General features: G+C 50.2%; 27 protein-coding genes. 5 read left to right on the top strand and 22 right to left on the bottom strand.

Features of this window, described 5'->3' with window-relative positions:
- Positions 1 to 85 precede the first annotated feature (85 nt).
- Positions 86 to 799, bottom strand: a complete 714-nt coding sequence (locus INT32_RS04625) for a TetR/AcrR family transcriptional regulator (protein ID WP_226816502.1) — start codon at positions 797 to 799, stop codon at positions 86 to 88.
- A gap of 384 nt (positions 800 to 1,183) precedes the next feature.
- Between INT32_RS04625 and INT32_RS04620 the strand changes: the two genes are divergently transcribed.
- The 3 genes from INT32_RS04620 to INT32_RS04610 all read left to right on the top strand — a co-directional run bounded on the left by INT32_RS04620 (position 1,184) and on the right by INT32_RS04610 (position 5,467).
- Complete coding sequence (locus INT32_RS04620) at positions 1,184 to 3,139, top strand: TonB-dependent siderophore receptor (RefSeq protein ID WP_255509665.1); 1,956 nt, start codon at positions 1,184 to 1,186, stop codon at positions 3,137 to 3,139.
- Entirely contained in the window at positions 3,133 to 4,299 is a 1,167-nt protein-coding gene (locus INT32_RS04615) for an ABC transporter substrate-binding protein (RefSeq protein ID WP_193087542.1), read from the top strand. Before INT32_RS04620 ends, INT32_RS04615 begins: the two co-directional genes overlap by 7 nt.
- Positions 4,300 to 4,360: 61 nt before the next feature.
- Positions 4,361 to 5,467 (top strand): siderophore-interacting protein, encoded by a 1,107-nt coding sequence (locus INT32_RS04610; protein WP_193087541.1) that lies wholly within the window; start codon positions 4,361 to 4,363, stop codon positions 5,465 to 5,467.
- Positions 5,468 to 5,976: 509 nt separating this feature from the next.
- On the opposite strand, the gene INT32_RS04605 is transcribed toward INT32_RS04610, so the two are convergent.
- From INT32_RS04605 to INT32_RS04570, 8 genes are all read right to left on the bottom strand, one after another.
- A complete protein-coding gene (locus INT32_RS04605; RefSeq protein WP_193087540.1) occupies positions 5,977 to 6,981 on the bottom strand; it encodes a relaxase/mobilization nuclease domain-containing protein in 1,005 nt (334 codons plus the stop codon).
- Entirely contained in the window at positions 6,978 to 7,541 is a 564-nt protein-coding gene (locus INT32_RS22090) for a CopG family transcriptional regulator (protein ID WP_226816500.1), read from the bottom strand. Before INT32_RS22090 ends, INT32_RS04605 begins: the two co-directional genes overlap by 4 nt.
- Positions 7,538 to 8,683, bottom strand: coding sequence for an ArdC family protein (locus tag INT32_RS04595; protein WP_193087539.1), 1,146 nt, complete (start codon positions 8,681 to 8,683; stop codon positions 7,538 to 7,540). The genes INT32_RS22090 and INT32_RS04595 overlap by 4 nt, the downstream gene beginning before the upstream one ends.
- Before the next feature lie 82 nt (positions 8,684 to 8,765).
- The gene (locus INT32_RS04590) at positions 8,766 to 8,930 is read right to left on the bottom strand and encodes a hypothetical protein (RefSeq protein ID WP_193087538.1); all 165 of its coding nucleotides are present in this window, start codon (positions 8,928 to 8,930) and stop codon (positions 8,766 to 8,768) included.
- 25 nt (positions 8,931 to 8,955) lie between these two features.
- On the bottom strand, positions 8,956 to 9,498 hold the full coding sequence (locus INT32_RS04585) for a thermonuclease family protein (RefSeq protein WP_193087537.1): 543 nt from the start codon (positions 9,496 to 9,498) through the stop codon (positions 8,956 to 8,958).
- 30 nt (positions 9,499 to 9,528) lie between these two features.
- Positions 9,529 to 12,051 (bottom strand): LPD7 domain-containing protein, encoded by a 2,523-nt coding sequence (locus tag INT32_RS04580; protein WP_193087536.1) that lies wholly within the window; start codon positions 12,049 to 12,051, stop codon positions 9,529 to 9,531.
- 46 nt (positions 12,052 to 12,097) lie between these two features.
- Positions 12,098 to 14,038 carry a type IV secretory system conjugative DNA transfer family protein gene (locus INT32_RS04575; RefSeq protein WP_193087535.1) on the bottom strand — a complete coding sequence of 647 codons (1,941 nt, stop codon included), beginning with the start codon at positions 14,036 to 14,038 and terminating at the stop codon, positions 12,098 to 12,100.
- A 38-nt stretch (positions 14,039 to 14,076) separates the two neighbouring features.
- Positions 14,077 to 14,523 (bottom strand): single-stranded DNA-binding protein, encoded by a 447-nt coding sequence (locus tag INT32_RS04570; RefSeq protein ID WP_193087534.1) that lies wholly within the window; start codon positions 14,521 to 14,523, stop codon positions 14,077 to 14,079.
- A gap of 59 nt (positions 14,524 to 14,582) precedes the next feature.
- Here INT32_RS04570 and INT32_RS04565 point away from each other — a divergent pair, with 59 nt between their 5' ends.
- Together INT32_RS04565 and INT32_RS04560 are read left to right on the top strand one after the other, a co-directional pair.
- Positions 14,583 to 14,948 carry a type II toxin-antitoxin system RelE/ParE family toxin gene (locus INT32_RS04565; protein WP_193087533.1) on the top strand — a complete coding sequence of 122 codons (366 nt, stop codon included), beginning with the start codon at positions 14,583 to 14,585 and terminating at the stop codon, positions 14,946 to 14,948.
- Positions 14,945 to 15,268, top strand: a complete 324-nt coding sequence (locus tag INT32_RS04560) for a helix-turn-helix domain-containing protein (RefSeq protein WP_193087532.1) — start codon at positions 14,945 to 14,947, stop codon at positions 15,266 to 15,268. The genes INT32_RS04565 and INT32_RS04560 overlap by 4 nt, the downstream gene beginning before the upstream one ends.
- Positions 15,269 to 15,316: 48 nt before the next feature.
- On the opposite strand, the gene INT32_RS04555 is transcribed toward INT32_RS04560, so the two are convergent.
- The 13 genes from INT32_RS04555 to INT32_RS04495 form a co-directional block, all read right to left on the bottom strand.
- Positions 15,317 to 16,429, bottom strand: a complete 1,113-nt coding sequence (locus tag INT32_RS04555; RefSeq protein WP_193087531.1) for an ATPase, T2SS/T4P/T4SS family — start codon at positions 16,427 to 16,429, stop codon at positions 15,317 to 15,319.
- Between the two features lie 9 nt (positions 16,430 to 16,438).
- Complete coding sequence (gene virB10 / locus INT32_RS04550) at positions 16,439 to 17,686, bottom strand: type IV secretion system protein VirB10 (RefSeq protein WP_193087530.1); 1,248 nt, start codon at positions 17,684 to 17,686, stop codon at positions 16,439 to 16,441.
- Between the two features lie 10 nt (positions 17,687 to 17,696).
- Positions 17,697 to 18,521 carry a P-type conjugative transfer protein VirB9 gene (gene virB9, locus INT32_RS04545; protein ID WP_193087529.1) on the bottom strand — a complete coding sequence of 275 codons (825 nt, stop codon included), beginning with the start codon at positions 18,519 to 18,521 and terminating at the stop codon, positions 17,697 to 17,699.
- A gap of 15 nt (positions 18,522 to 18,536) precedes the next feature.
- Positions 18,537 to 19,256: a virB8 family protein gene (locus tag INT32_RS04540; RefSeq protein WP_193087528.1), complete on the bottom strand. Its 720-nt coding sequence runs from the start codon at positions 19,254 to 19,256 to the stop codon at positions 18,537 to 18,539.
- A complete protein-coding gene (locus INT32_RS04535) occupies positions 19,246 to 19,389 on the bottom strand; it encodes a hypothetical protein (protein WP_193087527.1) in 144 nt (47 codons plus the stop codon). The genes INT32_RS04540 and INT32_RS04535 overlap by 11 nt, the downstream gene beginning before the upstream one ends.
- A gap of 114 nt (positions 19,390 to 19,503) precedes the next feature.
- Positions 19,504 to 19,797: a NadS family protein gene (gene nadS, locus INT32_RS04530; RefSeq protein ID WP_193087526.1), complete on the bottom strand. Its 294-nt coding sequence runs from the start codon at positions 19,795 to 19,797 to the stop codon at positions 19,504 to 19,506.
- A 2-nt stretch (positions 19,798 to 19,799) separates the two neighbouring features.
- Positions 19,800 to 20,111 carry a type II toxin-antitoxin system RelE/ParE family toxin gene (locus INT32_RS04525; protein WP_193087525.1) on the bottom strand — a complete coding sequence of 104 codons (312 nt, stop codon included), beginning with the start codon at positions 20,109 to 20,111 and terminating at the stop codon, positions 19,800 to 19,802.
- Positions 20,112 to 20,213: 102 nt separating this feature from the next.
- Positions 20,214 to 20,579, bottom strand: coding sequence for a hypothetical protein (locus INT32_RS04520; RefSeq protein ID WP_193087524.1), 366 nt, complete (start codon positions 20,577 to 20,579; stop codon positions 20,214 to 20,216).
- An 11-nt stretch (positions 20,580 to 20,590) separates the two neighbouring features.
- Positions 20,591 to 21,529, bottom strand: a complete 939-nt coding sequence (locus tag INT32_RS04515) for a type IV secretion system protein (RefSeq protein WP_193087523.1) — start codon at positions 21,527 to 21,529, stop codon at positions 20,591 to 20,593.
- 27 nt (positions 21,530 to 21,556) lie between these two features.
- Positions 21,557 to 21,841 (bottom strand): hypothetical protein, encoded by a 285-nt coding sequence (locus INT32_RS04510; protein WP_193087522.1) that lies wholly within the window; start codon positions 21,839 to 21,841, stop codon positions 21,557 to 21,559.
- A gap of 86 nt (positions 21,842 to 21,927) precedes the next feature.
- Positions 21,928 to 22,569 carry a type IV secretion system protein gene (locus INT32_RS04505; RefSeq protein WP_193087521.1) on the bottom strand — a complete coding sequence of 214 codons (642 nt, stop codon included), beginning with the start codon at positions 22,567 to 22,569 and terminating at the stop codon, positions 21,928 to 21,930.
- Between the two features lie 79 nt (positions 22,570 to 22,648).
- Positions 22,649 to 25,063: a conjugal transfer protein gene (locus tag INT32_RS04500; protein WP_193087520.1), complete on the bottom strand. Its 2,415-nt coding sequence runs from the start codon at positions 25,061 to 25,063 to the stop codon at positions 22,649 to 22,651.
- Entirely contained in the window at positions 24,972 to 25,403 is a 432-nt protein-coding gene (locus INT32_RS04495; protein ID WP_193087519.1) for a VirB3 family type IV secretion system protein, read from the bottom strand. Before INT32_RS04495 ends, INT32_RS04500 begins: the two co-directional genes overlap by 92 nt.
- Position 25,404: the final 1 nt, after the last annotated feature.

Genomic DNA, 25,404 nt, shown 5'->3' with positions numbered 1-25,404 from the left:
GAACAGCAATACTTTTCTGAGGCTACGAACTGTCTATAAAAATCTGGTCGATTCACTGGGTAGACCAGTACCCAAGACAAAAGAATCAGGATTGGCCCTGCAAAGTTTGAAATGAAACACATTTAGAATCGATCACTCCTTTCAAGCACAAATTCCAGGCCGATTGGAAATACCGATTCAATGTCTCGGCATCATCGTAGCGGCTATCACCCAACATGGCTGCAAAGACCGGGCCAGTAATAATGCCATTGATCAAGTGTTCTGCCAGCAATCGTGCAGGCGTATCCGTAATCAGATATCCAGCTTTCTGTGCCTCTCGCACGAGTTCCATATATCGATTCATAATCGGATCATTCTGGGAAAATTTTTCCGTAAATTGCCCAAATACCATCTCCTCACTCAGCGCAATACGCTTCAGGGCAATAAAATCCGGCAATAGATTGACAGACAACATCCACCTCGTGGTGTTTTTCAGGTTTTGCATAGCATCCATTTTTTCATCCACAAATGCCACGGCTTGCATTTTTTTCATCGTGTCCACTCGCAGCCTCTGCAACACGCCTTCGAATAGTGCTGCTTTCGAGGGAAAGCGACGATAGATCGTATCTTTCCCTACCCGACAGGAGGCTGCCACCTTCTCCACTGATGTTCCAGCATAGCCCTTGGCAGCGAACAAAGCCGTGGCCGTCTTCAGTATGATTTCGGACAGCGCCGCTTCACCTTCTTTTGAAGGCCTCCCCCCGCGCTTGGGCGGCATGGGGTCTTTTTCGGTTTTTCTCTTTATTGCCTGCAGATTCATCTTATTTCCCCGTTAATAGATTGTCAGTTTCCAACATTGATTCTAAAGATATTCATTATCTCAGAAATAAATCAAACGGAACCGTCCCGTTTTTATTATAATAATTCTCATTTGCATAAACTCGGTGACATTTTGACGCCAACGACTGGTCATTCGCCAGATGAAGGATCTGCAACCATGATGAAGTTTTCCTACTTCCTGCCCCCCTTGGCCGGGTTTTATTTTGCCCTGTGCTCAGCTCTTTTGACAGCAAACGCCGCTTATGCTCAAAGTCCTGTCAGATTACCGGCCGTGATTGCGGCGCCGGAGAGCGTGTCTTCGGATAGTCGAAATAATTATTGGGTTCAAGATCAGTCATCTGCCACAAAAAGCGGCAGCAGTGTCATGAACACTCCCCAATCGGTATCGACCATTACCCGCAAGCAGCTTGATGATCAGAATTATCAGACGGCCAGTCAGGCAATGGGTTACAGCGCAGGCGTGCTAGCCGGGGTGGATGTCAACGCACGCGCCGACAGCGTGTTTTTGCGCGGCTTCGGCGCTTTTGGCACGGCGACGCAATACGCATCTTTTCTTGACGGAATGAAGCTGGCCAAAGGACAGGCTTTTGCCGTTCCGTCGATGGATCCGTATTTGCTGGACCGCATTGACGTTCTGAAAGGTCCGTCAGCATTGATGTACGGCCAAACGAGCCCAGGAGGTGTGGTCAATATGGTTAGCCGTGAGCCCGGGGCTGACCCCCATGGCGAGCTTCGACTGGAAGCCGGAAGTCATGGTCGGACACAAGGTGGATTCAGCTCACAAGGAGCATTGGATCCGGAAGGTGAATGGCAATACAGTCTTGCCGCAATCGCACGCGATGCCGGTACTCGCTACAGTGGAGTAAGAGAACAACGGCTTGGCATCGCGCCAGCCTTGACGTGGCAACCTGACGCTGGAACGAAACTGACGCTGTCGGCGTTCTATCAGCGAGATCCGGAAGGTGGCTATTTCAACTCTATCCTGGCGCGGCAACTGGCGCCCGAAAAGTTTCGCAACTACCTAGATCGTAACCTGAATGTTGGCGACCGCGATTTTGATCATTATGACCGCACACAGTACGGCATTGGCTACGCGTTTGAACACGCGCTGAATGAACAATTGACGTTCAAATCAAAATTCCGCTATTCGCATGTCAATACGGACATGTCATCCTACCAGATGACCGGCCTGCTGAATGAAGCTGGTTTGATGCCCAGACAAGCGTTGAACTCTGTCGAACGGGCGTCCGGTATCACATTTGACAATTATCTGGAATCTCGCTTTGCTACCGGCCAAGTTAGACATACCGTCGTCGCCGGCGTCGACGTCCAGCGTTCGCAAAGCGACTGGCTGTACCGCTATGGACAGGCCCCGGCACTGGACGTAACGGCACCGGTTTCCGCCGTGCCACTAACGCCATTGGCGCCGATCATCGATAATCACGAAACTCTCAGGCAAACCGGCCTGTATATCCAGGATCAGCTATCCTGGAACCGTTGGCACGCCGTCATCGGTGCACGCTACGACTGGGCATCGCAGGCAACTAAAAACCGCCTGGTCAACAGTTGGCAGCGACAATCCGACAAAAAGCCCAGCTATCGGCTGTCGTTGCTGTACCGGTTTGATAACGGACTTGCGCCGTACTTCAGCTATTCCACTTCCTTTGAACCCACTTCAGGCGTCGGCGCGGACGGCAGCGCTTTTGTCCCCCGGACGGCAAAGCAATATGAAGCCGGTATCAAATACCAGCCCACAGGCATCAACGCCATGTTCACCGCATCGATATTCGATATCAGGCAAAAAAATGTGCTCACTCCGGGCGCCATGCCCGGCTTCAATGTACAACAGGGTGAGATCCGCTCCCGAGGTCTGGAACTGGAAGTTCGTGGCAACATCACGCCGAATCTGGACGTGATCGCCGCCTATACGTTGCTGAATACGGAGATCACCGAATCTAGTATGCCGGATGTCATTGGCAAGCGTCCGCAGGCAGTTCCACGCCAGTTTGGTTCAGTATGGGCCAATTACAGAGTCTCCAAAGGCATCTTGGCTGGCCTGCGCATGGGTGCCGGCATCAGGCTGGTCGGTTCCAGTTTTGGCGATGATGAGAACGAGGTCCGTTCCGCTGGCCACGGCGTGGTGGATGCCGCTTTAGCCTATGACCTGGGAGCCATTTCACCTGCAATGAAAGGTGTCCGGGCTACGCTAAACGTCAACAATCTGTTTGATAAAAAATATTATGCCAGCTGCAGTTCCGGGTTTTTTTGCCAGTATGGCAATGAACGTCAGGTATTGGCAGGAGTACGATACACATGGTAATGACAACACGCTACCGGCTTGCCCGAAGAAAATGGATTCTCGGTGCTGCGCATGCCGGGCTGGCATCGATCTCGTTTCCCGCATTTTCCACCACCCGAAAAACCATCACGGACGTGTCAGGACGGCAAGTGGAAATCCCCAGAAGCCCAAACCGCATCATTCTGCTTGAAGCCCAGGACATCCTGTCCATGGCCTGCGTTCATCCGAACCCGGCAACGCTGGTGGTGGGATGGTCCGGTACAGACCGGATCGACAGTGCTTATGTACGACGGACGTATACAGAAAAGGCACGAAAAATTGCGGATATTGGTAACCAGACCTCGACAAGCCTCTCCCTCGAAGGCGTGCTGTCCCTCAAACCCGATGTGATAGTAGCATCAGCCTATATGGCACCAGGATTCGAAGACAACCCCTTCGTCCAGGCCATGACAAACTTCAACATCCCGGTAGTGTTCAGCCAGATCAGCAGCAATTCCCGTAACAAATCCGGCAGCAACGCGCAACCTGCTTCCGTAGATGACGTCGCCATCAGCACCATGCGATTCTGGGGCGAGTTACTGAACCAGCAGGCCAAAGCAGAAAATTTTATCGCATTTGATTCACTCCGCCGCTCACACATCCGCTCACGCACCAGAAACCTGTCGCCCGTTAAAACGTATTTCGAAGTCATGTCGACCAACACGGACTGCTGCTGGGCAGCCGGATCACAGACCTGGGGAGAGCTTTTGAGAGCAGCGGGCGGGCGCGGATTGAATGCTTCCCTTGGTTCCTCCTGGTATACGAAACTGTCGCTGGAAGGATTGATCGCCGAGCGACCCGATGTCTATATTGCGACCGGCGGCGACTTCAGCGCCGCCTCACGTCCTTCAATTGCGCCCGGTACAGATAAAATCAAGGCAGCAGCAAGCCTGGCACAAATGATGCAGCGTCCGGGCTTTGCGCACCTGCCCGCCGTCGCAGAAAAAAAAGTGTACGGCATATGGAGTGGCCTGATAAGTAACATTATTCTGCAAGGTCTGTTTATGGAAGTCGCGGCAAAGTGGTTGCATCCAGACGCATTTACCGATCTTGAGCCCGCCTCTTATCTGGCCGAATTGAATCGTACATTCTTGTCCCAACCCCTAGCAGGCCCGTTGTGGACTGCTCTGCCACCATCCTGATATACCGTTCTGCCGGGCCCGTTTAAAAATGCACATGTGATTGACAAAAGGAAATACACGCATGACGAACTCATACTTCACTCAAGCCGAATTGGATTTCCCGAATGCCAATGACTATTTGATCCGTTTCATGGATTCTGTCGAAAGTCACGACATGCACGTGAACACAATTGATAACGGATTCAGATCGACATCCCGGCATGGTGGAGAAGGATGCCTGACTGTCGAAAGAAGTCGGCTGAAGCTGACCGTTCGGGCAGTCGATCCCGACGATTTCAGTCGCATTCGCCACACCCTCACTTCGCTTATCACCTTCATTGCGCGGCGCGAGCAACTGTCTATTTCATGGAACGGCGACTCTGTTGGCTGTCGGCTACCCGCCGATCTGCGGGTCCTGACTGTCAAATCGCTCACTCCCATGCCGCCGGCATATCTTCGGATCCGTTTTCAAGGAGAGGACCTGCACTCTTTTGCAGATACCACTCAACTGCATTGCCGGCTACTGTTTCAGGAGCATGGCACGATCAACCCAGAATGGCCCATGCTTGACGAACAGGGCGGCATCGTATGGCCCCGGCGACAAGGCCGTCTTGCCTCGCGTATCTATACGATTCGCAATATCAGTGCCGACGAGGGTTGGATAGATATTGATTTTCATATCCATAAACAGGCAGGCCCTGCAACAAAATGGGCGCAAAAGGCTGCGGCTGGGGATATTTGCGGTATTTTGGGGCCAGCAGCTTTTGGTCCGAAACCGGCAAATTATTACATTCTGGCCGGAGACGAAACGGGCTTGCCGGGCATTGCACGCATTCTCGAAATACTGCCTGATTCAGCGACAGGCGTAGCCTTTGTCGAACTTGATCGGGATGTACAAAAACCGCTATTGAAAAACAATACGCATATTGCCATTATCTGGTTAAGCCGCAAAGACATGCGCAGTGACAGCCCTCTGGTCAATGCTGTCAAAAATCATGCGTGGCCGGTTGAGACGGACGGTCTGTTTTACTGGGGCGGATATGAATATGACACACATAAAACCATCAACCGTTTTTTAAGGCAGGAAATTGGCCTCAAAAAGGAAAACTTTGTGTCGTTCTCATACTGGCGACGCCACATGAGCGAAGATGATATTGTAGAGATTGGCGGAGACGCAATCAGTGACTAAAGATTCTCTCTACCAATCCATTCGCTGGCATCGGTGTCTATGAGATCGCAAACGTCAACGACTTTGGCGCCGTCAGTGATGCCGATGCGGCCTTCATCATAGCGAAGAATCTTCATGTGGGGTCTCCCGGTTCAGTTGAAAGAATTAGCTTGTAGTACACCACTACCTCGATGGCTCGACAAGCCATATTCAGCGACCGCTGGTATCTCATTTAGAGAAGGGTAAAAAGTCATTAGGGACTGGCTATTGGCTTGAACCGAGATGGCGCGGGTCACGCTATTGCCCTACTTGCGTTCGTGTATACATGCAACGACGTCGGATGTTGAAAGGAATCGCGGTCCTTGGCGCCGCTTCTGTCGCAATGTCTATGAGTTTTCCTCAAGTAGGATTAATCGGTGGCGTTCGAGAGGACTAATTGAGTCCTGCCCCCTAACCACAATGACCAAGCGAATATCTGGTGAAATTCGCGCGTTGGTCCTATCCTATATCAAAATCTATCCAAAATGCAATCATTCTAGTTTTTGCTCTTGACGTGGGTATCTTGCCTGTAGCTGTTCCCTTGCGTGATCAAACCGTTGTTGTGCCTGCGTCATATGATTTGATTGCCGGATCTCCTGCGCGAAGTTGCTAAGCATCCGCGCCTCTGCTTTAGCCCCGATCTTGTATAACTCCTTGGCTAACTTGCCATATTCGGTCGATACCATATCGCGTGTCTGCATTTGTTCACGCAAGTACGGATGCACAGGTCTCGAAGAATCTTTAACTGCCTGTGCCAACTCAATAGCCTGTTGCCGGTAAACATCAGGCACTTGGCCCCGTTTGCGCATATGACGAAGGCTCGAATGCTCCGATTTTTGCGTCTTTCCGCGATGCACGCGTCGCGTCGCCGCACACTCCACCCCTTGCTCGCGCATCTTCTCTGCGAAACGTAGCCGCCATTCAAACAAATCGGCCTTACGTGGATCCATACGCCGTCCAAACTCGTTTTTCATCATGACACACAGATGTACATGTGGATGTTTCTCGTCCAAGTGCTGTACAAAAGCATATTGATGACCGTCAAACTGTTCACGTGCAAATTCCCGTGCCGCATTTTTAACTGCTGCAGGGTTAGTGCCTGGCGGCATCGAAAGCACCACATTAATGGCTTGCCGTTTCCTGCTTTTCTCAGGAACCCCCAGCGCCTTCCAGGCATTGCTCACACCCTCATGAATCTGTTTTTTCCCCGTATAAATCAGACCATCCTGATCTTCAATATCCAGTTTTCCATTCCGGCTAATATAGTCTAAGTGATTACGTACGGCCCCGATACCGCTGGCTGATCCTTTGCGCGGCGGGATTTTTACCATGACTTCGGGCTTTTTCAGTGCTGCGGACTTGATGTTTTTCAAACCCGTACCGCGTTTTAAAGGTCGACGCATCGCTGCCCTACCCTCAGCGCCTTTTCTTGGCCGAGTTGACCGGGTTTTAAACTCCAAGAACCACTTATCCACCCGCCGTTCTAATTGTTTCATTGCAATCGCTCCTCATTAGAGATAATCAGATCCCGCACCTTATGCGTATGATCATCGATAACCCTCATGACGTCGTTAATTTTTTGACTGGTTAACTCGACTGGTCCCTGAGCATTGAAGGCGCGTGCAATTTGATTCAGATTGCGGCCAATCCTTAATAATTGAAAATTAGATTGATATAACGCCCGGACCTCTTCGTTATTCAAAATTGCCGTGTTTGTCAAATGACTACGCAGTGCCAGACGAATAAAGGCGCTGATCGACATATCCGCTTGCTCTGCCGCCTCTCGCAAGAATGCCGTTTCAACTGCATTTAATTTCAAGGAGGGTTTGATCCAATGTACTTCAGCCTCACCCTGCTCCTCCTGATCTTTGCTGATTTTGACCACCGCTTGCATTGGAAAATCAGCAAGCGGGCAGTTTTTCTCACTCAAAACCCGGGACAACACCAATTTGGCGTACTCAGATACGCTATTTATTCCCAGCTTTTCAGCCTGGGTCTTCAGCTGGTCATACTCTTTGGCAGTCAATCCATAGACTTGAATGCGCTTCGCTGTCATCGTTCCACCTCCACTTCTTGACGCTGTGGCAATACTTGCTCCACAGCCAGGGTTTGCTCTTGGTAAAAGGAAACTAATGCCGTTTGCCTGGCATCTGCAGGCAAATGTTTTACCACCTGCTGCATCATGGCCTCCATTGTGCTAAAGCGCTCCTGTTGATCAATGGGCAAAGTTTGCAGCTGTGACTGATAAACCGCCTGCGCGCTTGGCTCTGGCGTTTCTGACATTTGGGTCTTGGCGGGATCAGCCCTGTCTGGTGCACGATCAAGGTACACAGACAGATAGTCCTGGATTTTCTCCGCATCCTGGCACGCCCGAACAATTTCGGTGGGATCTTCTTTTAAGATCTCGACCCAAGAACCGACGTAGGCCATATGTTGGCCAGGATCATGCGATATACCCAGGCGTTGGCCTACCAGCAGCGACCCGATCTCGGCCCGCAGCTCCTCCCGCGCATACCCCTCAGAACCAAAAGCATTAATAAAGGGACGATTGAGCCGAGATTCGTGACCCGTCCAGTGACCAAGCTCATGTAAGGCCGTACTGTAATATCGTTCGGCGTCGGCAAATTGCTCTTTAAGTGGTAAAACAATCCTGTCCTGAGCTGGGCTGTAATAGGCCCTGTTTCCAGACTGATGATCAATCTGCGCGCCGCTTGCCGTAAGCAATTTGTCGATCTGCTCAACTGCGTTCCATTGATGCTCTGGGCGAGATAATTGCGGCATACCCGTCATTTGTTCTGCATTAAATACAACAAAGGAACGAATAATGGGCTTATCCAACTTCGTTTGCTCACGCACAGCATGGCCCTTGTCATCCTTGACTGGCTTGCCCTTGTCGTCCCGCAGTTGCTTTTCTTCATAAAAACGAAAAGTCTGGATCAAAGACCCCTTTTCTCCTTTATTAATCCGGTAGCCTCGTTCCTTAGCCTGGTTAAAGGTCAACCATCGGGGGTCCGTATACCCTGCCAACATGAGATTCATGACATTACTGCCGCGATAGGATTTTCCTGTTGATTCGTTATAGGGCAAACCAATGGGTGCCGTATCCCAGGGCCTTTGCCAAGGCGCCATCCCCGCTTGCAACTGGGTAATGATCTTCTCGGCCAGTTGCTCATGAAATGCCGTTTTTTTCTCGGCCATGTTCTTTCTCCTCAAATGCAAAAAGCCGCTACGATCTCGCGGTAGCGGCTTGTTCTGTGGGATTGCTAAGTAACGTAAAGGCTTAGCTTTCGTCCCGCACTGTGTCCATATCTTGGCCTTGGGCCAGCGCATGGCGCTTGACATGGGTCAAATGATCCTGTTCGTAGCCATAGATGTTCGGCATTTCAAGCATGAATTCAAACAATTGCTGGCACGTATCCACCAGCTTTACCTCTTGTGCATTCATAGTATTGACTCCCTTACTTAGTTATTTACTCATTCATTTGAGAGCGACGCCACTGCCACGGCTCGACCGCCGCGCCGTTTTTCCACAACCCCCGCTTTTCGGTTCGTGCAAGGGATTCCAGTGGTTCATATCTTGAATCCTGAACTTTGCCATCATCACGATAGGCCCAGGCATGGCCCGAGCGTACCAATAGCTCATTCACAGAGAGCCGGCTTTTCTTCTGAGTGGCTGGATCCAACGTCGGCATATACACCTCCCCGAGCGTTCGGCCAGATTTGTCCTGGTTTCCCAAGGCAACATCGACAGAATATCCTTGGATATACTGGTCTAGGTACTGCTTCGCAGCAGCACCATTCTCCTGAGACAGCTCTGGGGCATCAATCCCCACCAGACGAATACGCACTGTATTTTTGTCGATCAGCACATCAATGGTATCCCCATCAATGACCCGCTGAACCACAGCATTGACAGTCGGGACGGTATTATCAGCACGATCAAACCACATCGCCCCAACAATCACCCCGACTAGCAACACGACCGAGCCGATTTTGGCAAGGTAATTTCGCATAAATCCCCTTGAAATACTGACCAATTCATACTACCGATCAAGCGTGATATTCCTCTGCTGTTCCCTTTCCCGGTCCTGCTGATGCACTTGCTGAGTCGATTTCTCAGCCCGCTCTCGCATGGGTTCGGGCACGTTCAACGTGGTGCCATTCACCGCTTTTTCCATATTGGTACTGAAATTGCGGTGCGCATCTTCCCGGCGATCATGACGAAGATAGCTAATGACCGTATTGGCCATCTTCTGCATATACCGAAAATTGGCCTGGTTGGCCGGATTTAAACGACTGGCAAAACCTTGCTTCGATTCAGCCTGTTGCCCGCTCGTGCTCGCGCTTCGCATTTGATCGGCGGCTATCTTAACCTGAGACGGCACGCTTTGCCCGCCAATATCGGCCATGCGGACATCAGCATCGACATCGGCCTTGGCAGAGGTCTCAATATGCGCCTGAGTAGGCAGCTCATTTTGAGAAACTAACCTGTCAGCAACTGAGCCCGCTTGCGGATCTGACGTGGTTGTCGTCTCGATACTTGGCCCCTCAGCCATTTCTTTCTCCTGATGCAAGAATTTCACTTCCCACGCATTTCGATGCGTCTGCACCTTTTCATGCCCAATAACCGTTTCTCCATCATCACCATAGACAGGCTGATCCACTTCAACAGGCTCACGGCCACGATTTTTTAGCATAATCTCATCGCCTACCTTGGCCCCACTCTCTTCAATGGCCACAGGCAGGCCAACCCCCCAAATCGTGCGCTCTGTCTCACCGTGGCGCAGGGTGACAAAGTAGCTCGGCTTATTTTTTTTATCCTGTAAATACGGCGCTACGCCATGCTCTAGAAGGACACCCGATGTTAGGTCTTGTTGATCTGGACGCTGTGACTTATCAGTGGCTTGTGGTTCTTGATCTGACACCATGGCCTTTTGACCGTCCTGCACTTGATTCAAACTCCGTTCTTCAAAGCGTTTATTAACCATACCCAGATCCTCGGGGCTCGGTTTATGACCTCGCGTTTTAATCCCTTGGCTCTCGGCCTCGATGAACATCAGTCGCTTGAACTCCGGCGTACCAGACAATTTAAGCCTTTCCCAGCCTTTCGCCTTGGCGACCTCAACCATATCATGCACCGTCTGAATATCCTCCTTTACGGTAGCAAGGTACTTGCCCTTGTCCTGAAAAATCGTGGTCACCCCATTACCGGCATCTACATATTTGCCCTCAACAAACAAATACCTCACTTCCAAACCATCAGGCGGGGCCTTATAAGCCAGATCCAAGATCGGCTTTTTTAGCACTGCCTCCTCAGCGATGTGCTCCGCTGGTGACTCAACGGAAGACGCTGCTGATGCAGTGTCAACTTCCTCTTCCTCCCGTTCAATCGCTGCTACAGGCGGTTTTACCGGAGATACTGGATCTGCGATCTGGGCCTGTTCGATCACCTGTTCCAAGTCGGGTTCAATCCGGTTTATCTCTTGTCGCCCAAAGACAGACGCCGGCAATGCCGGCGTTTCTTTATTCTCGATCTCTGAGGTATCCTGCTGAATCTGGGCAGGCTGTATTCCCTCGTTGACCGCCTCTGATCCACGAACCTGAGCCAAATCATTGAAATCTGAGGCAATTGCCTCGGGCCCATGTTTTTGCCGGAATGCTGCAAAATCGGTGTCGGTAAACTCCGGCATGACCGCACGAGCCTTTTCTCCCATAATGTTAGCAGCCTGTTCGGCATAGTTAATGCCTACCCCATTGGCATCATTATCAGCACAAAAGGTAACGGCAATACCCGGCATTTTTCCCTTCAACGTCTCGGCAACCGGTTTCATGTTGTAGGCGTGGACAGCCATCAACACAGGCTGACCGGTTGCCTGGCGCAAGCTAGCCGCCGTCGCAAAGCCTTCGGAAACCAACACGCCGCGCTCAGCCGTTGCTTCTTTAGGATGGCCGATCAGAAATGCGGATCCTTGCACCTGACTGCCCCGGCCAAAGGACTTAAAACCATTGGAACCGATCGATTGCAAGGCGACCAGCTCTTTGTTCTGTCGCAATGGGATAAGTAATTGATTGCCGTCTTGGCGAATGGCGCCGATAACGACCGGATCTGTTATTCCCTTGGCAACCAGATAAGGATGTTTGGGATTGGCTGCACCGGCTTTGTCCCAGCGCGCCTGCGCCTCGGCCTTCGCTTGAGCGGCTTCAATTGTCCGCTCAGCAAGTGCCTTCTCTTCTGCTAAGCGGCGCTCCTCCTGCCTGGCCGCCTGCTCGTCGGGACTAGGCGGTGTGTAGGGAGTCCCCGGCGTATACCCCGCGCGCTTGGCTTCAAAAAATACGGAGCCAATATTGACACGACCTGGTTTTAGGCTTTTCCAGGCCGATTTTGCAGCCTTTGCGTTGTAATTATCTGATTGCTGCGACCAGGCGTCCCAAATATCAAAACCGCCCTCTCCCAACTCCGATTTGATGCCGGCACCCATCCGCAGCCACATTTCCCGATCACGAGAATCGACATGGTTCAGGGCCTGTCGGATTTCATTGTCACTTGTCGTTGTTTCATTTGCCATCACTCATTCCTTATTAAGTGGTTGCTCACTGTGCATACTTGCAGTATTACTCGTAAACGCTTCCTAAAACCCGCTCAAAAGCGCGGGTGCCGCTGTCCTGCCATGCTTTGGCAACTGCCTGTTTTAAGTCCGCCAAATATTGCGGTGGAGAGTCCTGTGCGCAAAGCCCAGCAATGACGCTTTGCATCAGTTCCTCCTTGTTTGCCACAGTATTTAAAGGCATGCCGTCCAGCTCTTTCGCGGGCACAATTTCCAACGATCCGCTCTGCTCACTGCCCGCTGCTGCATCAGGTCGGTTAATGCGTGCAGCAGTGTCGATCCTCGGGACAGGCGGCTGGGCAAAACCCAATCGAGGCAAAAACACCTTATCCTTGTAATAAAAGATCTTGTCCGCATAGATGGTTTGCATACCAGACAGATTAATGACGCACTGTTCGTGCGGCATGGTCTTGACCTCTTGCGGTAACATGACCGGACGACGCTGATCGCTGTAGGACTGACTATTGCTGCTGCTTTTGCCGCTGCTGCGCGAGGTGGACCGACTCTTAAAGGTTTCAGTACCGATGATTTCTGAGTATTCCTGCGCATCTTTATTGTCACGAGGCGTGAAGATGATCTGACATTCAAAGTTCGTCGTCAGCGTCCTGGCACCATCAACGCCATACATAGCATTAAGCTGAGCCAGATTCTGAAAGATTGACAACAAACGCAGGTTGTACCCCGCGATATACGCAACGCCAGATTCGATAATATCTACCCTGCCAAGCGCTGCAAACTCATCCAGGAGCAGCAAGCATTGGTATTTAAGCGTAGGATTCTGGCTGGCCAACTGATCGGTGTTCTCACTGATCAGTTGGCTAAAAAATAGGTTAATCAGACGAGAAAACCGGGAAATATCGTTTGGAAGGATGCCCACATAGATTGTCATGCGCTGGTGGCGCACCTGGCGCAGATCGAAATCGTCGCCACTCGTGACTGCCGCGACCATGGGATCCGAGAACACACTGAGTGGCGCCAGAAAGCTGGACACAATGCCCGAGGCCGTGGCACCGGTATTGGAGGCGTAGCTGAGCAGATTGTTTTTACACTCCCGGCTCAACTCTGGGTCTTTGACTGCCTTCTTGATCCAGTCTGCCAAAGGCTCGCCAGTAGCCGGAGTCGACAGATGCAGCATGGCCGATAGTGTTGGCCTGATGCCGGTATCCTCTTCTGTCTCAATCAGGTACAGGCATAGCCCCACAAAAAGCTTTTGCGCCATTTCATTGAAAAACCGGGTATTGCCCTCCATCTTTCCCGAAGTCGGATACAGGATGTTGGCAATAGAAAACGCCCCACCTGGCGCAAAATTGCGATCCCGCTTAATGTAGCTCAGGGGATTCCACCGATGACTCGTAAAGTCCTTGGTACTCGGGTTGAACAAAAACACCTGCTGACCGTGCGCCGCCCGGTAGCCCGCCGTGATCTCAAAGTTTTCCAACTTCGGATCAAACACCACCAGGCTATCGCGATAGTGCAGACAATTGGGAATCACAATACCCACGCCCTTACCAGAGCGAGTGGGTGCAGCCAGAAACGCAAACTGCTTCCCAGCCCAGCGCAAATATCGATTCTTGTATTTGCCAATAATAATATCCGGTTCAGTGTGGCTGTCTTTTAATAGGCCTGCTTTAGCGATCTCTCCAGCACGAGCAAAGCGGGCCGAGCCGTGTAATTCGCGCTTCGGGCGTGAAAACAGCGTGGCAAAACCCAAAATGACCGGAGCAAGCGTAATCACACCACTGATGCCGACTGCTACCTTATATTGCAACAGATCCCAAATACCGCCATCCTGGGAATGTTTATACAAATCCCATAAAACAAAAATACCAGGATCCATCGGCACCTTAGCGAAGCGGATAAATACAAAGCTGCCCACAAACTGACCGATAACGGCAAAAAGTAGAATACTGACAATCAGTATTGCCAGCCATATCAGGAATGTTTTCATCAAGAGCGTCTCCTAATCAATGAACGACTAACAAGCCTTCATCCAAACTGCTCAAGCGGGTTTGCCTGGATTCGAGTGGTTTCGACATGTTCCTGAACGGGTGCGGCCTGCTGCGGTTGCTCTTCTGCCCCCTCGCCGTGCCGGATTCTGCTGTGGATCATTTTCATGTCGTGAACCTTGACCAGGACCGATAAGCGATTCATGCCGCTGCGGCTATCCTCATAGATCTTGGTTTGCAGCGGGCCGCGGATCCAGATTTTGTCGCCTTTTTTCATATATTTGGCGACAATCTCAGCTTGATTACCCACGAGTGACGCGGTATGCCATTGTGTGCCCTCTTTGACTTCGCCCGTGTCCTTGTCGGTCCATTGCTCTCGTGTCGCAATGGAGATGCGCAAACTAGCCGTACCGTTGGCAAAATAGCGTAATTCAGGGTCCTTACCGAGGTTGCCCAGGACGGTCACTTCATTGATGTAAGCAGACATGAAAAACATCCTTTTAGAATAGAGATTGTTTTTTATACCAATTTAGGTATAATGCAGATATGGAAGAAGGAAAGATAAAGTCTTTGTATTGGGTCGCGTCCAGCAAAAAAGATCTGACTGCGATGCCGGAAGATGTGCAAGATACATTCGGATTTGCGTTACATCTGGCTCAAATAGGTACGATGCATCCGCAAGCCAAACCATTAAAGGGTTTTGGCTCTGCTGGAATAGTCGAGGTCGTGGAAAATGCAGACGGTGGCACGTACCGTGCGGTGTACACAGTCAAATTTGGAAATGCCGTCTATGTTCTGCACTGTTTTCAAAAGAAATCTACCAAGGGAATAGCGACCCCAAAACCTGATATGGACCTAATCCGCGCAAGGCTGAAAGAGGTTCAAAATCACGCATTAGGAGAAAACAAATGATTGCTATTGAAAAAAGCAGCGGCAATGTCTATGCAGACTTAGGATTTACCAATGCGAACGAAATGCTCGTTAAGGCACAACTGGCTGCCAAAATAAGTGAAATTATTCGATCTCGTAGTTGGACACAACAACAAGCTGCCACTGCACTTGGTATCTCACAACCTAAATTGTCCAATCTGCTGCGCGGCCAATTTAGAGGTATAAGTGAAGCAAAAATGCTCGATTGCCTCGTGCGTCTTGGACGTGAAGTACAAATCGTCATCGGACCTGAAAAAGCAACCGAAGAAATCGGGCACGTTAACGTTATGTGCGTCGCTTAATATTTGCGCTGTAATAGTGCGCATAAATGAGACGAAGAGCATTTTGTCTCAGCCATCCAAAGCTATGCTTTTTTGCACCGGGTCGTAATACAGTTCGGTCATGTACGTGTCATTAAAAAAACACACAATATCAATCGTCTTTTTTGCACTCCCCAGTAGATATTGATAATCCATACCTGCCCCCACCGGCGACTGCTTGGCCAGATCCGCGATCCGATGAAACACGCTCCGGGAATCATTGGCGTGCACGGACGTTAATCCCCCGGGATGCCCAGTATTTAGCGCTGTCAGATAGTCCCAGGCTTCCCCGCCGCGCAGCTCGGTCAGAAAGATTCGGTCGGGCTTGATCCGCATGCAGGATGCAATCAATGCCTGCGCGGTGACATGTTCCTTAATAAATAAATGAACATGATTCGGATGATTGGGCAGATCCAGCTCGTGAGAATCTTCAAGGGTCGCAATGCGAACATGGTGAGGAATCAGATCGGCAATAGCTTTTGAGAAGGTAGTTTTTCCAGAACCTGTGCCGCCCACCATGCAAATATTGAGTTTATGCTGCACAGCCAATTGGAAGAAATTTGCAAAGTCCCGATTGGCCTTGTAATGCAACAGGTCGAGTTCAAAATCCTCCAGCCGCACATCATATGGAATACGCAATTGCTCGGCCACATCCCGATACTGACGACCGCTGTAGAGCCCCGCAAGGACATTCATCGCTTCTAAGGCAGTTTCGCTCATATCCCGAACCCTGTCCAAGCGGCCGGTATTAATATAGTCATCCAAACAAAACCGTTCCTGTGACGGTTTTCTGAAGCCATACACGACGGTCTGTTCCTCACACGCGGGCGGGATCAAAATATGGCCGCGTTCTCCATCTGGCAGCATGACCGAATGCATGGGCTGGGCCAGGCTAATATGCTTTTGATTAAAAATCGCCAGCACGTTTGCCAGCTCCATCAGGCTTTTAAAATCCAGATCAGGGCTCTCCTCGCGGGTTACCCCGCCCTGCTTATCAATAAAAACCTCGCCTGGGCGGTTAATCATGACATCCGTCACCCCTGGCCGATTCAGATACTCCGAAATGCCCAGCCGATCCAGTATGTTGCGGGCACTAATGTCAGGGGCATAGCCAATATCTGGCCTTTGGCTCACAACATCCATGTTTACTCCCTATTTTGTTGATGAGCTATAGAAGTACGGTTGCACCAGCTCATAGACAGATCTGAAATCCACATCGCGAGCCACCATGACATTGACCAGCGTGCCCTGATTGACATATCCCGTTGGCGCGATATTAATGGTATTTTTTAGAGCCTCGGTGGCCATATCCTCAGCTGAATCCGACGAACTATCGAAAGTGACCCCGCCCTGGTTACGACTACTGCTGTCGGCCATGCGGATTCCGTCTTTGATTAGACTGAGCATAATCGCCCCGCCAAAACGCTTCCAGAAATGCGTATCCACTTGAGCCTCTTGGCCAGAAGCGCCCAGCGAATCGGCACTAGCACTGTTGACAGTCACAGAAACCCCTGCCTGCGTCTCAATCGTGGACCACAGCACATACACCCGCGCCTGGCCCTGTACCAGCGCAGCTGTCTGCTCGCCGATCACTTCGGAGCCACGCTCGATAAGCAACACCCGACCATTGGCCGAATACACGTCTTTTGTGACCATGCAACGGGTGATGCCAGGCTGTGTGGTCACGATTTTCGTATTCAGGGTGCAAGCAATATTGGTGCCCTTTTTGAGCAAATAGGTCAGATCGGCTCGCCGCTGAGCAACAGTCGGCTCTGTCGTCGTGGGCCGCAGCTTCGACGCAAACCCGTTTGCGCTAATGCTTTCCGTACGGCTGACAGGTTGCCTATTTTGCCGCTCTTGCCCCTCTTGGCTGTTAGCAGATTGGCCTGCGTTCGCATCAAGAGTGACCGGACCCGTCAAGCGTCGGTCGACAGGCGTAGGCTCTTTGTGCTGATTCGTTCCTGGCTTTTGCGCTTCATCCGCTACGATAGGGGTTTTGGGCTCCTCGGCTGGCGGGATCGCCACGGGCGGTGGGTCAGGGGCCGGCGGAGTTAACTCCGCCTGTTCCAGAGCAAAATTCTTGGGACGGCTATTTTTCACCATATCCACCTCTTTGGGTGCTGTATCCTGGGATGAGTCCCCACTGCCCGACATGCCCATCACGGTAATGACAATGAGTAATACCGCTAGGACGATCCCTCCAAAGACAAAAACCTTACCTACATTGGTTTTTTTCCGGGAACTCAGATTCTGAGGTAAACCCCGCTCTACCTCATCATCCCCGACCTTTTGCTGAAGCGTCTCATGCTCTTGTTGATCTTCCGCCTCCACCCGGTTGGACCCGTATTCATCCGAACTGTCCCCTGCCGAAACTGGCCGTTCTTTATCATCTTGACTCATCACGTTATCCTTATTTCACAACCCGCACACGGCCATCCATGCCGGCACCGGTTTGATTAAAACGCCCTCGCTGGCTAAAGCCCCTGTTATCGACGCCCAGCACTGTATTGCCCAGACGAAGCACAAATTTGTTGCTGAGCTCGTGAATCACAACGGTATTGCCCTCAACATGCAGGTTCACAAGGGACTCCGACCCATCAGGCATGATTTTGTAAATGCTTGGCATGTCCCGGCCATTATCAAACTCAAGGTACGTAAAACGACCATCGTCATACATCGCTGTCGGCGTCAATGATTTATCGCCGTATCCCCAATAGTTCTGATTAGCCCGAACAACGTTAGGCCGCAGTTTCTTACCGGAGAGAATGTCGTGTGCCTGGTCGTTCTTGGCTATCTGCGCCTCTCTGCTCGCCCGCTGGGTATCTGGATAGCGAAAGCGCAGTACATACGTCGTCGCCTGCTTACCTCGACCATCAATTGAGAGTTGGAACACATACGTGCGCTTGTTTGTCGTCACAATTAGGTTCGTTTCGGGGTTGGGCGCCGTGGGTTTGAAGATGATGTTGTTGCCTTTGACATTCAGTTTCCAGGCTTCCGAATCACCCATGCCCAGCGCAGCGTTATCTCCCTGCAGGCGTTCATCATCTTCCAACTGCACCAACACAGCCCGGCCAATCTGAGCCCGAATATGGAACACATTATTTGGGTTGTAGGTCACAGTCTGAATACGCGGATCCTGACTAGAACCCTTAGGCACTGACAAGGCGCTGGCCTGGCCAGACACAAAAAAGACCGCAATTGCGGTCACCAGTGCAAAATATTGGTTTCGTTTCATGGTCATCCCCTCACCTTAACTACCCGATACGGCTTCCGGATCGATCCGGTAGCTCATGACCTGGAACCCTAATGGATTCACAAGGCGATCTTTTTCAGTGATCGGTTTATTGACATACCGGTAAGCAATCGTTGCCAGCATGCGCTGAGGTGCAGGCGCTTTGGCCTGGTCTGACGCCAACATCTTGACCTTGCGCTCGAACCGTACCTGAGCCACCTCCCCTACCCAACTAACCCCGATGACACGAATATCCACCCGTGCCTTGTCTTTGAGCACCCGGTAAGGCGCAACAGGAGAATCAAAGAAACCGGCGATATCGTTCTGAATTTGCGGTGAGCTCATCAGCATGGAAGCGTCGTAACCCGCCTGGACAGTCCACCAGTCGTACCCCTCCCGAAAACGGATGTACTGGCTGAGCCAAAACTTATCGATGGCCTCGTCGTACTTGATTTTTTTGATGTCCCGAACCGAGGTCACAATGTCCGTCGCACCGGTATTGTTATCTACCCGCAACACGAAGGGCTCGACTGTTTTCAAGGGCGTCAGGCCAACAACGGCACCGACGGCCAGCGCCGAAATAAACACCTGAGCCCAAGCCACACGCCAGGCTCTCTTGTTACTGGATTTAATGTCCTCAATCTGCGAACGCTCAAACTCCTGGGCTTTCTGAATGAAGGTGATTGCTTCCTGTCGTGGCGATATCTCGCTCTTTCGTTTTCTCTTTTTAAAGAACATGGCGCAGCTCTCCCTTTATTTTGTAAGCCTGATTGATGGGAAACGGCTTGCCTTTGGGTTCGGGCGCCGACGTGTGACTCGCACACGCAGTCAGGACGACAAGCATCAACATGCTTGAAAACAGCTTTTTCATGACCTACTCCTATGAGTAAATTGCTTTTTAAAGAACACATTCATCTTCGACAGACGAAAAAAAGCCGCATTGGGAAAAATGCGGCTTATATAAAAATATAGATTTAATGCATCACTATGACGGGTGCAACGTTTTCATCACCACATCAGGCGCGGCTTGCACAATCTTGAGTAATACGGCTGCTGGCCCTGTCGGCGTACGCCGATTTTGCTCCCAGTTTTGCAACGTTTTAGGGCTTACTCTAAGCAGACTGGCAAACTCTATTTGTGAGAGCCCCGTTGCTTCTCTAATTACCTTAACATCAGGTGCGGTTACCAATGTGCGACGTGATGCGGGCGATTTCCCTGTGGATATCGCCTTCGCTTGTTTAAGACTCTGGACTAAATCATCGAATAATGCTTTTTCCATACCTATAACTCCTTAACTAACTTCCTCAACACGGCAACTTCCCGTTCTGTGAGCGAATCTTTCTTAGACTTTGGAGAAATCAATAGCATATAGATCTGTTGATTATCCTTTAGCCAATAATAAATAGCACGAACCCCACCACTTTTACCTTTACCCGCTAAGGCATAACGGACTTTTCTGATACCACCGCCTCCTTTGATAATATCGCCTCGTTCGGCATTTTCCGCTAATAAATGCTGTAAGCCAGCATGTTCATCATCACTAAGCAAATCCATTAATAACCGGGTAAATATAGGGGTTTCTATAAATTCCATGATGTCCATCATATACGCCAATGGCGTAGTTTGCAATTTTTTTGGAAAAAACCGCATCTGTAGCGGCCCTTTGTGTCGGATGTACGAAATAATGACGACTAGCTATCTCGCATAGAGATCGCTCAGTTCATTCAAACCTCGCCAATGAATCACACCGATGACGATCAACGTGATCAGACCGATTCCCAAAGTCATCTCCGACCAGCCGTACTTCGTATAGGTAAGGCCTCCCAGCCCGATCACCCAATTAAAGGTAAATAGTCCGCACATAATTAGGCAGAAGATCGGATATCGGCGTAGCCACATCATCAGGACAAATGCCGCAATACCCACTAACCACGATTTGGCTGCCATCCCAGCAACACCCGCCACCCAGGTCAGCTCCAAGTTAAACAGTAACGACATGCCACGAATGACCCGGTCCCGCGCAATTGCGCGACGATATACGGTTTCTAATCCTTGACTCATAATGATCTCCTTTAATCCTGACTGGCTCGGTTAGTAACGCTGCCACCTCTCCTACCCTTACTGGTGAGATTATTGTAAATACGGCTAATACCACCGGTAAAACGACCTACGGTACGGCCGTGAGAATCCGCCATAGCGCCACCGGTCAAGGCAGATGCAATACTCGGAATGCTCAATGCAGTAAGGGTAAGGATAAAGGTCAAAACTAACAGCTGACCCACGATATCCCATGCCTTAGCTAGGTTCCATGTCGCGGAATCTTCAGCCCAGCGTTGAACGTGATTTGAGACGAAATCACTCTGTATTGCCGTTAACAAAGTGAACATGGCAATAGTTATTGCATAGTTAAGGCACTGTCCTATCCAGTTCATTGCATACTGTCTAGTACCTGGAAATAATGCTGCCCCTAAAAATAACGGACCAATCATCAGAGTAAGAGCGAGGCACACCTTACTAATTAAGTAAAAAGCAAATGCCAATAGGAACAACCAATATCCAGCAATTAATACAATAAACTTTGCACCCATTACGGGTAAATGAGTCGAAAACTCATACCAGGCGGCATCTTTGGAAATATCATCTAAACTGGCTACCATTAAATCAATACTCTGCAAACCGGTTTCAACGGCGCCAATACTCGTTTTTTCATACCCAAAGAGCTCACTTAAATCATCCGGCAGCGCGTATATTATTTCTGCTAATTTAGCGTAGTTACTGGCATTAAATGCGAAGGCGATAATTATTAGCCAAACCAACACGCGTCTTGATAAATCTACGATAGACTCATCAAACCCCCTGTTGTAATAGTAAAACGTCAGTAGAACAACGTACAGGCTCAGACCCATCGAAAACAAAGGGGCAATTCCTTCTATGAATTGCCCCGTTCTCTCAAACAGATCTGGCCCGAGTTTGGAAGTAAAAAGTTCCGTTACCTCGGAAACAGTGCTCATGACTATCCTTTATTCATACAAATCCACTCACTCGCAAGCAGCCTTATTGAAGAATTTTTCACACACTTCTTGACCTAAATCTTTTTTACAACTCTGAGCATGTACCTTGCTATCCTTGCCCGCTAGCTGCGCCTTGCGCTCACATAAAGCCAACTTTAGATCCTCATTTAAAATTTCACCGTCTTTAGGCATTGGAGTTCCTTCTGGGATAGGTTGACCCGGTGGCGTCGGTGGCGTCTCGGCAACTGCCTTCTCTCCGCACCCTGTCATAACACTTAAACCCAAAACGCCAGCAATCAAAAAATTACGCATGTCATATCCTATTCAGATGAACCGATGCAGCAGCAGGCATACTATCCTGCCACTGCCCTCACCCATAAGAATGCAACATTCGAGCGTCAACTACAACCACCATTCGTTCTGTTAGCCCATGCTTTTAGTGAACAATTGTTATATTCAGACAATTTCCGGCTTTCGATTTCCTTCTGGTTTTCGTGCAGCCTGGCCATCATATCCAACTTAACCTGAGTGTTCATAATGGCCGCGTTCTCCGTGGCAATACGGTTTTGCAAATCGGCTGCACCCTTCACATCCTGGGTCAAATCAATCTGACCCATCAAACCTTCGATGTTACCCAGTCTTGCCTTAGTATCTTTAAAGGCCCGTTCAGAGAACTCCTGAATCGAGGCCAGATTCTTCAAACCCGCTTGCGGATCAAAGCCCTTCAGATCTGTAATTTGAGACACGTCGACATTGGCCGCTTTGTAAATATCCGCCCACTCTGACGGGATCACGTCCTTGACCTGACCTCTGAGAAGACTTCCCATATTGCGAGAACCGGTCACAGCTTTGACTTGATTTTTCAGTTGGGTAATTTGTGATATTTGGTTTTGAATCTGCGTCTGCATATGCCTGACCTGCTCGGCCATTTGCATCAGCGCCGCTGTATCAATGGTTGGAACCCCTATCCCATATGCCTGGGTGGACAAAGATAAGGCCACAATCAGCGCGGATTGCATTATGAATGTAAGAGTCTTCATTGTAATTTTCCTAAAAAATGGTAGCGAAGAACGTGGATGGCCAATTCAGGCACACTATTGTCAGAACAGAGATCAGGTGCTAAGCCGCTTTCTTTCTCTTGGCCTGCCGCGCGTCACGCACCCGCTCCTTAAAGACGGGATACCAAACATTCACCGGCTCCGCTCCCAATTCGTAGTGAACATCGTCAAAAATGGCTACATTGTCCGATGAACCAGACAACACGGCGATCTCATCCTCGAAGCCGTACAGATTCAATTTTGCAAACGCAGACTGTCGAGATTGTCTGATCAGAAAAGTACGCGACTCCAAGGAGAGTTTTACCAGCTCCTCGAATTCCTTCTGTGTGATACCGCAACGAGCGTAGCTACCCTCAAACTCAGCATCGGGATTGGGCAAGAATATCTTGGTCGGTGTCTGCTGCACAATGGCCGCAAAGATCGGGCTGTTAATCGCGTCTTCTGGGCTCTGGCTCGTCAAAACCACCCAACCACCCAATTTACGGTCAGTTTTCAGGCTCTTAAGCATAAAGTCCTGAGTCGTCTCGAATCTGGCTGGATACCAGAACTCCTCGATGACAGTCGCCAGAATTCCACCCGAAGCAGCCACTCTGTCCATCATTTGTGACCGCAGATAAAACAGATAGGCCAGGACAGGCTCCGTCGGCAGGTAGTCGTCCTTTAAAATGTCCGTTAGATCAAACCCGATCCGGTAAAATGTAGCCGGATCAAAATCATTAGACGGATTATCCAGACACCATGCATATCGCCCGCCTTCACTGCGGCACCAACGCGACAGCCGGGTTCTAAGACTATCGGCATTGCCTGGATCGTGCGGAATCGATTGAAGCAGAACACTGAAATTGCGGTTCTCAAAATCAATGGTGTTCATCAGGGTATCGACAGCGAGCTGGATCTGCTTCTCTTCTACTGCCGTGACTTTTCCCTCAGATGTCTTGCCGCATATCCCGACGAGCTTATATAGAAACTCTCGAGTTTTGGGGCTATCCTGTATCTGGAACGGATTACAGCCTGTAGGCCGGCCATCTTTCAGAGAGTAATAGGTGCCTCCTGTCGCTCGAATGAAAATTTTCATTCCCTCGTCCAGATCCATCACAAATAAATGCGGGTCAAAACGGTCGCAGAAGGCTAACAGCGCTGTTTCCAAGGTTGTTTTACCGGTCCCCGTCGCGCCCAGAATCAACGTATGGCCCGCGATCTTGTCGCCGATATTGTCCTCCTTCGGATTAGAGAAGTGAAAATTGAAGTCATAGATAGTATTGGAGACGGTTTGCAGCGGCATAATGGCGGATCCATCGCCAATGGGATTGCCCTGGCTCTTGCCGTGAGAATAATTGTGCATACCGAACGTTGTAGCCAAATTGACTGTCGATTTTGGGAAACACCGAGGCTTGTGCTTGGAGCCAGGCACTTGACTAAAATACGTGGCTGGCGCGGACAGGCCCGCTTTGACAAACCGATAGCCACCCGAGTTCTGAAACCGGGTATAGACCTTGGCTCCGTTCTGAGAAGCTTGTTTGGCAGTGTCCCCATACACAACCAGAACACTGTGATACTCGCCAAACATCAACTCCCCAGAGGCCAGACCACCTTGGCCCGCTTTGAGTTCGTCCTGCTGAGTTAGAGCTTGGTCTCCCACTGACCGCAGGTTATTAAGCTGCTTTTTGATGGTCTCTTGCATTGTGGGAGAATCGACGTACACAAAAGATTGTGTCAGCGTAAACTCACACGGTAGATCCAGAATGCCACTGAGCACCTTGACCTTGGAAATCCCAAAATCCTTCAAATCAAGGGAAGTCGCAAAGCGTGTCCCTGTTTGACTACGAATCTCGCACACATCGGTCCCAAAGTGTAGATCCGAGCTGGCTAGCGTTTGAAAGGCATCAACGTTGGATAGGGGTATCTCCTCCTGAACGCCATTGATCAGAAAGCCGAAGAACGAAAATACTTCAGAAAATAAAACACCCTCTTGGTTCTGCCATGCCGTCAGCGTCACCGGGTCATACGGTTGCAATCCTTGCATCAATACGGTAAGCAGGTCCTGAGCCTCTTTGATACCATCATCAAAATCCTCGTACTTAATCAACCCTGTCAGGTAAAAGACATTCTCGAAATAGTCCCCGGTCGCAAACTTCGCCAAATACTTGGCTGCAAATTCCTGACAAAACGGATTATCAAACGCATATTCACGGTCAAACACTTTCTTGCGCCGCTGCAGCGTTGTCCACAAACCGAGTCGACCACCGAGCGTTTTACCTGCGCCAGACAACAAACGCGCCAACTGCGTAAAGTGGGCGGCAAGGTGGGTTTCATTCTCACTCTCAAAAGGCAAACCTTCTAGACGGATCACAAACCCGATATGTCCGGTCTTAATGTGAAACAGCTCAGCGGTGATATGTTGGGATATCTTGGGCAGGAACATATCGCCGGAGGTCTGTTTTTTCAGTATGTTGTTCAACAAATCGCTGATAATCATTTAAATTTCTCCCAAAATGGGTCGCCAAAAGTGTGGTTGTGCCGTTAAAAAACGCCGCATTACGTCGATAAAACCAGCACCGCAGCTCAAAGCCGATGATTTTTAATGCCTGGTCGTCATTGCGTGAGACGGTTTTCATAAAAATGACCACGGGAATGGGAATTAACATCAAAAGTAAGGCTTTGCCCTTGAGAATGGTCAGGAGCAGCATGGTGGCGGCCAGGCTGCCACCAGCCACCATCGCCAGTGGAACAACAGGGATTCCCAGCACGAGCGCTGCTCGACCCAATGCATTAAACGTGGGGAATCCCATTTTTTTATAGTTCTCTTCTTCGTGCATG

This window comes from Advenella sp. FME57, assembly GCF_014897675.1.
Taxonomy (GTDB): Bacteria; Pseudomonadota; Gammaproteobacteria; order Burkholderiales; family Burkholderiaceae_B; genus Advenella.
This window is presented reverse-complemented; position numbering and strand designations above follow the sequence as displayed.

What these genes read in the sequence shown, in the direction of transcription:
- INT32_RS04625 (WP_226816502.1), bottom strand. Translation starts at nt 799, where the DNA reads ATGAATCTGCAGGCAATAAAGAGAAAAACCGAAAAAGACCCCATGCCG.
- INT32_RS04620 (WP_255509665.1), top strand. Translation starts at nt 1,184, where the DNA reads ATGAACACTCCCCAATCGGTATCGACCATTACCCGCAAGCAGCTTGAT.
- INT32_RS04615 (WP_193087542.1), top strand. Translation starts at nt 3,133, where the DNA reads ATGGTAATGACAACACGCTACCGGCTTGCCCGAAGAAAATGGATTCTC.
- INT32_RS04610 (WP_193087541.1), top strand. Translation starts at nt 4,361, where the DNA reads ATGACGAACTCATACTTCACTCAAGCCGAATTGGATTTCCCGAATGCC.
- INT32_RS04605 (WP_193087540.1), bottom strand. Translation starts at nt 6,981, where the DNA reads ATGAAACAATTAGAACGGCGGGTGGATAAGTGGTTCTTGGAGTTTAAA.
- INT32_RS22090 (WP_226816500.1), bottom strand. Translation starts at nt 7,541, where the DNA reads ATGACAGCGAAGCGCATTCAAGTCTATGGATTGACTGCCAAAGAGTAT.
- INT32_RS04595 (WP_193087539.1), bottom strand. Translation starts at nt 8,683, where the DNA reads ATGGCCGAGAAAAAAACGGCATTTCATGAGCAACTGGCCGAGAAGATC.
- INT32_RS04590 (WP_193087538.1), bottom strand. Translation starts at nt 8,930, where the DNA reads ATGAATGCACAAGAGGTAAAGCTGGTGGATACGTGCCAGCAATTGTTT.
- INT32_RS04585 (WP_193087537.1), bottom strand. Translation starts at nt 9,498, where the DNA reads ATGCGAAATTACCTTGCCAAAATCGGCTCGGTCGTGTTGCTAGTCGGG.
- INT32_RS04580 (WP_193087536.1), bottom strand. Translation starts at nt 12,051, where the DNA reads ATGGCAAATGAAACAACGACAAGTGACAATGAAATCCGACAGGCCCTG.
- INT32_RS04575 (WP_193087535.1), bottom strand. Translation starts at nt 14,038, where the DNA reads ATGAAAACATTCCTGATATGGCTGGCAATACTGATTGTCAGTATTCTA.
- INT32_RS04570 (WP_193087534.1), bottom strand. Translation starts at nt 14,523, where the DNA reads ATGTCTGCTTACATCAATGAAGTGACCGTCCTGGGCAACCTCGGTAAG.
- INT32_RS04565 (WP_193087533.1), top strand. Translation starts at nt 14,583, where the DNA reads ATGGAAGAAGGAAAGATAAAGTCTTTGTATTGGGTCGCGTCCAGCAAA.
- INT32_RS04560 (WP_193087532.1), top strand. Translation starts at nt 14,945, where the DNA reads ATGATTGCTATTGAAAAAAGCAGCGGCAATGTCTATGCAGACTTAGGA.
- INT32_RS04555 (WP_193087531.1), bottom strand. Translation starts at nt 16,429, where the DNA reads ATGGATGTTGTGAGCCAAAGGCCAGATATTGGCTATGCCCCTGACATT.
- virB10 (WP_193087530.1), bottom strand. Translation starts at nt 17,686, where the DNA reads ATGAGTCAAGATGATAAAGAACGGCCAGTTTCGGCAGGGGACAGTTCG.
- virB9 (WP_193087529.1), bottom strand. Translation starts at nt 18,521, where the DNA reads ATGAAACGAAACCAATATTTTGCACTGGTGACCGCAATTGCGGTCTTT.
- INT32_RS04540 (WP_193087528.1), bottom strand. Translation starts at nt 19,256, where the DNA reads ATGTTCTTTAAAAAGAGAAAACGAAAGAGCGAGATATCGCCACGACAG.
- INT32_RS04535 (WP_193087527.1), bottom strand. Translation starts at nt 19,389, where the DNA reads ATGAAAAAGCTGTTTTCAAGCATGTTGATGCTTGTCGTCCTGACTGCG.
- nadS (WP_193087526.1), bottom strand. Translation starts at nt 19,797, where the DNA reads ATGGAAAAAGCATTATTCGATGATTTAGTCCAGAGTCTTAAACAAGCG.
- INT32_RS04525 (WP_193087525.1), bottom strand. Translation starts at nt 20,111, where the DNA reads ATGGAATTTATAGAAACCCCTATATTTACCCGGTTATTAATGGATTTG.
- INT32_RS04520 (WP_193087524.1), bottom strand. Translation starts at nt 20,579, where the DNA reads ATGAGTCAAGGATTAGAAACCGTATATCGTCGCGCAATTGCGCGGGAC.
- INT32_RS04515 (WP_193087523.1), bottom strand. Translation starts at nt 21,529, where the DNA reads ATGAGCACTGTTTCCGAGGTAACGGAACTTTTTACTTCCAAACTCGGG.
- INT32_RS04510 (WP_193087522.1), bottom strand. Translation starts at nt 21,841, where the DNA reads ATGCGTAATTTTTTGATTGCTGGCGTTTTGGGTTTAAGTGTTATGACA.
- INT32_RS04505 (WP_193087521.1), bottom strand. Translation starts at nt 22,569, where the DNA reads ATGAAGACTCTTACATTCATAATGCAATCCGCGCTGATTGTGGCCTTA.
- INT32_RS04500 (WP_193087520.1), bottom strand. Translation starts at nt 25,063, where the DNA reads ATGATTATCAGCGATTTGTTGAACAACATACTGAAAAAACAGACCTCC.
- INT32_RS04495 (WP_193087519.1), bottom strand. Translation starts at nt 25,403, where the DNA reads ATGCACGAAGAAGAGAACTATAAAAAAATGGGATTCCCCACGTTTAAT.